This is a genomic window from Nostoc sp. NOS(2021), from assembly GCF_017115025.1.
GTDB lineage: Bacteria > Cyanobacteriota > Cyanobacteriia > Cyanobacteriales > Nostocaceae > Nostoc.
The window spans coordinates 1-6111 of record NZ_JABXKM010000256.1 but is presented as its reverse complement, the minus strand read 5'-3'; the positions used below and the strand labels follow the sequence as shown (position 1 = coordinate 6111).

Annotated in this window: 9 protein-coding genes; 6 read left to right on the top strand and 3 right to left on the bottom strand. The window is 43.7% G+C overall.

All coding sequences use genetic code 11. The features are described from left to right. Positions 1-484 precede the first annotated feature (484 nt). From HWQ41_RS26405 to HWQ41_RS26395, 3 genes are all read right to left on the bottom strand, one after another. Positions 485-1369, bottom strand: a complete 885-nt coding sequence (locus HWQ41_RS26405) for a hypothetical protein (protein WP_292769751.1) — start codon at positions 1367-1369, stop codon at positions 485-487. Positions 1370-1439: 70 nt separating this feature from the next. Next, positions 1440-2033, bottom strand: a complete 594-nt coding sequence (locus HWQ41_RS26400) for a DUF1517 domain-containing protein (protein WP_292769748.1) — start codon at positions 2031-2033, stop codon at positions 1440-1442. A 42-nt stretch (positions 2034-2075) separates the two neighbouring features. Then, a complete protein-coding gene (locus HWQ41_RS26395; protein WP_292769755.1) occupies positions 2076-3641 on the bottom strand; it encodes a pentapeptide repeat-containing protein in 1566 nt (521 codons plus the stop codon). A gap of 67 nt (positions 3642-3708) precedes the next feature. Here HWQ41_RS26395 and HWQ41_RS26390 point away from each other — a divergent pair, with 67 nt between their 5' ends. The 6 genes from HWQ41_RS26390 (at position 3709) to HWQ41_RS26365 (ending at position 6075) form a co-directional block, all read left to right on the top strand. After that, on the top strand, positions 3709-4548 hold the full coding sequence (locus HWQ41_RS26390) for a prephenate/arogenate dehydrogenase (protein ID WP_292769753.1): 840 nt from the start codon (positions 3709-3711) through the stop codon (positions 4546-4548). Positions 4549-4714: 166 nt separating this feature from the next. After that, positions 4715-5005 carry a hypothetical protein gene (locus tag HWQ41_RS26385; RefSeq protein WP_292769746.1) on the top strand — a complete coding sequence of 97 codons (291 nt, stop codon included), beginning with the start codon at positions 4715-4717 and terminating at the stop codon, positions 5003-5005. A 94-nt stretch (positions 5006-5099) separates the two neighbouring features. Next, a complete protein-coding gene (locus tag HWQ41_RS26380; RefSeq protein WP_292769744.1) occupies positions 5100-5561 on the top strand; it encodes a hypothetical protein in 462 nt (153 codons plus the stop codon). A gap of 22 nt (positions 5562-5583) precedes the next feature. Then, positions 5584-5721: a hypothetical protein gene (locus tag HWQ41_RS26375; protein ID WP_292769741.1), complete on the top strand. Its 138-nt coding sequence runs from the start codon at positions 5584-5586 to the stop codon at positions 5719-5721. Next, positions 5708-5887, top strand: a complete 180-nt coding sequence (locus tag HWQ41_RS26370; RefSeq protein ID WP_292769738.1) for a hypothetical protein — start codon at positions 5708-5710, stop codon at positions 5885-5887. The genes HWQ41_RS26375 and HWQ41_RS26370 overlap by 14 nt, the downstream gene beginning before the upstream one ends. A gap of 32 nt (positions 5888-5919) precedes the next feature. Next, positions 5920-6075 carry a hypothetical protein gene (locus HWQ41_RS26365; RefSeq protein WP_292769735.1) on the top strand — a complete coding sequence of 52 codons (156 nt, stop codon included), beginning with the start codon at positions 5920-5922 and terminating at the stop codon, positions 6073-6075. The last annotated feature ends 36 nt before the right edge of the window (positions 6076-6111 follow it).

The window sequence follows — 6111 nt, the reverse complement described above, 5'->3', positions numbered from 1 at the left end:
GGGTGGGGTGCAATGACTATGGGAATCACAACTAATTACCCGGACATGATATGACCTCTCCCCCAGCCCCTTTCCGACGCCCAGAGGGGAGCAAAAAGCTTAATTTTTCGTTGCTCCTCCCTTTCCGTTTCGGAGCGGGAGGCTGGGAGGGAGAGGTTCATCGAACTCACGTTAATATAAGTTGTTGTGAGTGAATGGGTTTGTAGTTTGCGCTTTAGAGCTTTAGCGCTAAAGAGAAGCCGCAGGGTTGACTTGTGACCCTCCGGCTTCTTTGTGCAACACACTACCTTCACTTCTTATACCAATTCTGTATGAAGATGCGCTAAAGCATATTTAAGTACAAGAAAGAAAAACGAACCGCGAAGGACGCGTTCACGAAGTGTCTCGAAGAGAAGGACGCAAAGGAAGAAAGAAGTTAAAAGGGTTTGGCGCAGCCTCACAAAGAAATGGTATTAGGCAGTCTATTTATTGAATTGGAAATTTCCTAACGGCGTCTGCTGCCAAAACCACTTGAGCGACGGGGTGCTGAACTACGCCCACTACCAAAACTACTACCAGAATTGCGTCTGGTATTGCTGGAGTTACCAGAGGGTCGCAAGTTACTACCACCAAAACCAGAACCAGAAGGACGGTTATTACCTGTAGTGCTACGCGGTGTATTGCGTACATTTGAATTTCCAGGATATGACCTTCTAATTGTCCCTGTATTGCGGAACGCAGTGCGATTTGTCACGGCTGCGGGTGGCGCATTGTAGCGAGTTTGGTAGTTTTGAACTGCTTGGCCATAGCTGCCGCCATATCCACCGAAGCCACTTAATCCTTGACCTGATTGATAGACAGGCGGTACATAATACTGGGGTCTAAATAACAGACTACCAATTGCCTGACCCGCCAAGCTACCAGCCACAGACCCAGCAAAGGGTGCCCAAAAGCTATTTTCTCGACGGACTACAACCGTCTCTTGTTGTCCTGTTTGGGGATTGGTTTTATTCTCGGTAACGTTGTGGACGTACTCAAGTTTAAAGTCTTCCGTCAGATATAAAATCGGTTGTCCTTTTTCTACCTTCAGATAGGTTTTCTTACCCTCCTTGATTTGATCATCAGTTAACCGTGCCATTTGCAAATTTTCGGTTGAAAAGGTTGGGGGCTTATTGTTAAGTAAAAACAGGTTGTACTCCCCAGATGCATCGTCATAAGTAGCTTGTTGTATTTGATACTCTCCGTCACTCAGCTTGGTGGCATTAGAGGTTTGGTTAACGTTCTTAGCTGGGCGAGTGGTCTGGTTTTCGCCTCCACAAGCGACAGTTGTTATACACAAACTCAGAGCTAAAAAAACGGCTGTAAATTTACGTACTATGGTCATGATCATGGGATTATTGTCCTATCTCTGAGCTTAACAATTTCTCGATGTAAGTAGTAAGTACGGACTACCCAACAGATTACAAAGGAATCAATTCTGGGTAATATTGCAACAGTTGATCGCTAGTGAGTTCATCACCTAACTGGGCTGGCGAGAAATGCACTTGGATTGCTTGGAGTTTATGTTTGTAGTGCAAATTGATTAAGGCTTTAAAAGCTTCCTTCAGGGACTGAACGTTAGAAAGATCAGTTTCTAACTCTGGTACTTCTCCTTCATAAGCTACTGTAATTATCACAATGACGTTGCGGGTTACAGGTATAGATAAAGGTTCATTCAATCCAGAGTCAGAACTGTAATCTGGTTCACTGAGATATCTTTGGGCAGAGTCAGTAAATAATTCATTCACGTAATCTCCTGCCTCGCCTTCATCCCAAAATACATCGCCTTCGTTGGCAGCAGAAAGCCAATATTCATCGTATTGCAGGAGGGTTTGGCTAATTTCTACCAATCCTTCTCCCAAAACTTCTAAATCGCCATCAGCATCGATCGCATCCCGTCCAGCACTATTCAATACTCCCATAATTGGTGCTACCTCACCTCCCCCTAAGTGCAGAAATAGGCGAAAGACTACATAGCGAGTTCGACCGACCATTTTATTAAAGGTATCGCGCATTTTGATCCTCCAGAAATTTGTTATTTGTCATTTGTCCAATGCTCAATGACTAATATAGTGAAATCCTTTGACAAAATCCATAACCATATTTAACGAAGGCAATATATATTTTGTTGATTCCCTTGATGTATCATCATAAGCTGAAGCATTGAGAGCAGAGCGATTAATAAATCTTTTCCCAAAGTTGGGATGGTCATGGACAATTAAATTGTGGGCGCTGGAATTCGTTAAAACTATTTGGGTTGGAGCTTTGCAAAAATTTAACCTTGCGGCTACTTCGATATTTTTTTTCATCTGTTTAATTGTTGTAGCCTGACTCATGACTTGCTCTACAAGAATATTTAATTGTTTCAGCATCTGGGGCAATTTTAAATCTTGGTTCGCAACAACTTCACTGTTAATCATTTCCACCATACTGGAAATATTCTTTTGAGTAGATGCCGCATCTAGAAAGGGAAGAATCATAATGTAAGCGGTGGGAAATAATGCTTCGTCGCTATCTACATGAAAAGTGAAAACAGTTCGACGACGCCCACTTTCAATGCTTGGGGGTTGTTTCAGCCCCCGGTATTCTTGAGCAATTTGATAGTAAGCGCCAGCGATCGCAAAATTGGCTTCGTGTTCTAGGGCGGAATCAACAATAATCCGAATTGTTGGCGGTGTTTCGTTAAAAAAATCTCGTGACTCTTCGGAATGGAAGTTTTGGATAATGGAGCGATCGCCTGCGGGGCTAAGATCAACCCATTCACAAATCATCCCTTCGGTTTTTAAACCAAACCTGGAGGTGGCATAAAGTTTTGCCCCAGTTAAAGTTGCTCCTGTTAAGTCAGCACCAATCCATTCCGCCCTAATTAATTTTGCCTGAGTTAAATTGGCGTGGATTAAACTTGTATTGGTTAAATTGGCACTGCTTAAATCTGCGCCAATCAAATCAGCCCCGCTCAATTTTGCGCCGCTCAAATCTGCCCACCGGAGATTTGCGCCGCTCAAATCTGCCCACCGGAGATTCGCCCCGCTCAAATCTGCCCCGCTCAGGTTAGCATGGCTGAGATTGGCTTGTCTGAGTTCGGCATCTCGCAAATTTGCGCCGCTAAGGTCAGAACGACTGAGGTCACTGGCGTTTAAGTTAGCCATCTCCAAGTTGGCTCCGGTCAAAGAAGCGCCTCTTAAGACCGTCTCACTCAAGTTAGCGTGACGGAGATTCACTTGGCGGAGTGTCGCCTCTCGCAGATCAGCACTGGTGAGGTCAGCTGACAACAGGTCGGCGCGACTGAGGTCAGCGCGAATTAACTCGGCGCGGATCAACGACGCTCCTCTAAGTTGAGCGCGACTGAGATCCGCTCGAATCAAATTAGCGACGTTGAGACTGGCGTTGTTCAGGATGGCGCTACATAGATTCGCGCCACTCAGTCTGGCTACATTCAGCTTGGCATTACTCAAGTTAGCTTCACTCAGATTTGCGCCACTCAGGTTGACTATACTCAAATTAGCATCGCTAAGATTTACGCCACTGAGTTTAGCCCCACTCAGGTTAGCTTCCGAGAGGTCAACACCACTAAAGTTTAAGACTCCTGCTGCGTATTGTTCTAGTAATTCCTCTACAGTCATCGATGCTACCCCTTGGATGCCAACTTTAATAGTTGGTATCATAAAAAACGGAATGTCAAAATCAAATATGAATATTGGGATTTTAGGACTGGGACTGATCGGTGGATCTTTGGGTTTTGATTTGCGATCGCAAGGACATCATATCTTAGGAGTGAGTCGCCGTGAATCTACCTGTGAAAAGGCAATTGCCCTTGGTAGTGTTGATCAAGCATCTGTTGATCTGAGCCTATTAGCAGCCGCCGAAGTTGTCTTTATTTGTACACCTCTAGCCCTTATTGTGCCCCAATTTGAACAGTTGATCGCTCATTTGTCTGTCGCTACAGTCGTGACTGATGTGGGTTCGGCGAAAGCACAGATAGTCAAAGATATCTCTCCCCTTTGGGATAATTTTATCGGCGGTCATCCAATGGCGGGAACAGCAGACAGTGGGATAGAAGCTGCACACCGACATTTATTTGTCGATAAACCTTATGTACTAACACCTATAGCTACAACACCAATCAGTGCAATTACGGTTGTGGAAGAAATTGTGCGATCGCTGGGAGCGAATATCTACTATTGTCAACCAGAGCAACATGACCGCGCTGTTAGTTGGATTTCCCATTTACCTGTAATGGTCAGTTCCTCGTTGATTGCTGCTTGTTTGAGTGAAACTGAAAGAGATGTTTTGCAATTAGCCCAAAAGTTAGCTAGTTCAGGTTTTCGGGATACCAGTCGTGTGGGTGGTGGTAATCCAGAGTTAGGGGTGATGATGGCGCGATATAATCGTCAAGCATTGCTGCGATCGCTGCAACAATATCGCCACAATCTTGATGAGTTGACTAACTTAATTGAGCAAGAAAATTGGGCAGTTTTAGAGTCAAAATTGAAATCAACGCAACAGGCACGACCTGATTTTGTTGAATAGTTGTCGGGTACGTTCAGCTATCGATAACGCACCTATTTTCACATTTGGTGAGTGAATTGATAAAGTTTTTTGGCTGCTTTTGGATAAAATCTTTAAAAAATGCTACTTAACAGTTTGATATTCACCAAACCGATGTACCATACAGATAAATTTGCAAAAATCAACAATGGTAGAACGTCCAATCAAGAAATCGGAACGTCAGTCCCAAGGAAGTACTGACAAAAATTCCGAAAATTCGGATTCTATAGCTCCGATTGAATCCAACCCCAAAAGCTCAAAACCGACCCGTAATCGTTCGTCTGGCACAGAGAAAAAAGCATCCTATGGGGATGAAAACAGGCAGCCCGGTAATCCTGCCCTAGCGCGTGGCCCAAAACCTGTTAAACCTCCAGCCAAAGTCAAAATAGAAGAACTTGAAACCGAATCAGAACCTATCTCTGAGGAGTCTCAAAACTAACATTACCGGAAAAATGGGTCTAAAGCCCCGTCCTTCTAGGAGGGCTTTTTCTTTCAGCCGAGACTCCTAATCAATTCTCTAAGCACGTCTGATTTTGTTCTCCCAACCGATTTGCAGTATTCCTCAAGGATTTCAAGTTCAAAATCTTCAAGCCGAAAATAAGCGTCGTTTCTTGATGATTATGTACGTAAATATGGCGTACAATATTAGCATGAAAATACTGAGGTTTAAACTTTATCAGCACAAGCGGAATAGATACCTCAAGCGACTTATACTATTTGGTTCATTGGGAAAGCCGTCTATTGCTGCTTTACAAATTTTATTAGTTTCGCCTTTAAGTAACTTTTATGGACTATCAGAATTAACTGTCAAAGCAGCACCTATCTTATTAATTGCTGTTGGTTTAGCTGTGTGTTTTCAAGCCAAGATGTGGAATATTGGCGCAGAAGGACAGTTTACTATTGGAGCGATTTGTGGTGGTGCTGTGGCTTTAGCATTTCCTAACATCAATAACTTACTTAGTACATGGGCCATAAAAAGACCCCCAAGGATTTAACTTTCCTGAATCTGCCCCCTTTGTGGAATTTGCTAGTTTACAACCATTAATTGCTGGTATAAGGTTGCATTTGGGTGTGATTTTGGCAGTTGTGGCAGCAGTGTTAATCTGGGGAGTGCTGCGGCAAACGTTTATTTGGTTTCAGCGTGCAGGTAGTTAGTGCGAGTCTCAAAGCTGCGGTGTATGCTGGTATAAAGCTCCTAATTAGCGGTGGATTAGCAGGTTTAGCTGGTGCGAAGTCCTCGGCCCTATTAGTCAACTACGCCCTAGCATTTCTCTGGGTTACGGTTATACTGCCATTATTGCTGCTTTTATTGGTCGGTTAAACCCACTAGGTATTATTTTATCCAGCTTACTAATGGCATTTTTGTACGTAGGCGGCGAATTAGTACAGATTAAATTGGGACTTCCTTTAGCTTTAGCTGGGATGTTTCAGGGTATTTTATTCTTTTTTCTTTTAGCAGCAGATATATTAATTTACAACCGAGTGCGAATTAGAGTAAGAGGGGGATGAGGGAGCAGGGGAGCAGGGGGGAAATAACCAATGCCC

Excerpts from the sequence above, each read along its gene's own strand:
- HWQ41_RS26365 (WP_292769735.1), top strand. The coding sequence starts at position 5,920 with ATGGCATTTTTGTACGTAGGCGGCGAATTAGTACAGATTAAATTGGGA.
- HWQ41_RS26400 (WP_292769748.1), bottom strand. The coding sequence starts at position 2,033 with ATGCGCGATACCTTTAATAAAATGGTCGGTCGAACTCGCTATGTAGTC.
- HWQ41_RS26385 (WP_292769746.1), top strand. The coding sequence starts at position 4,715 with ATGGTAGAACGTCCAATCAAGAAATCGGAACGTCAGTCCCAAGGAAGT.
- HWQ41_RS26395 (WP_292769755.1), bottom strand. The coding sequence starts at position 3,641 with ATGACTGTAGAGGAATTACTAGAACAATACGCAGCAGGAGTCTTAAAC.
- HWQ41_RS26405 (WP_292769751.1), bottom strand. The coding sequence starts at position 1,369 with ATGATCATGACCATAGTACGTAAATTTACAGCCGTTTTTTTAGCTCTG.
- HWQ41_RS26390 (WP_292769753.1), top strand. The coding sequence starts at position 3,709 with ATGAATATTGGGATTTTAGGACTGGGACTGATCGGTGGATCTTTGGGT.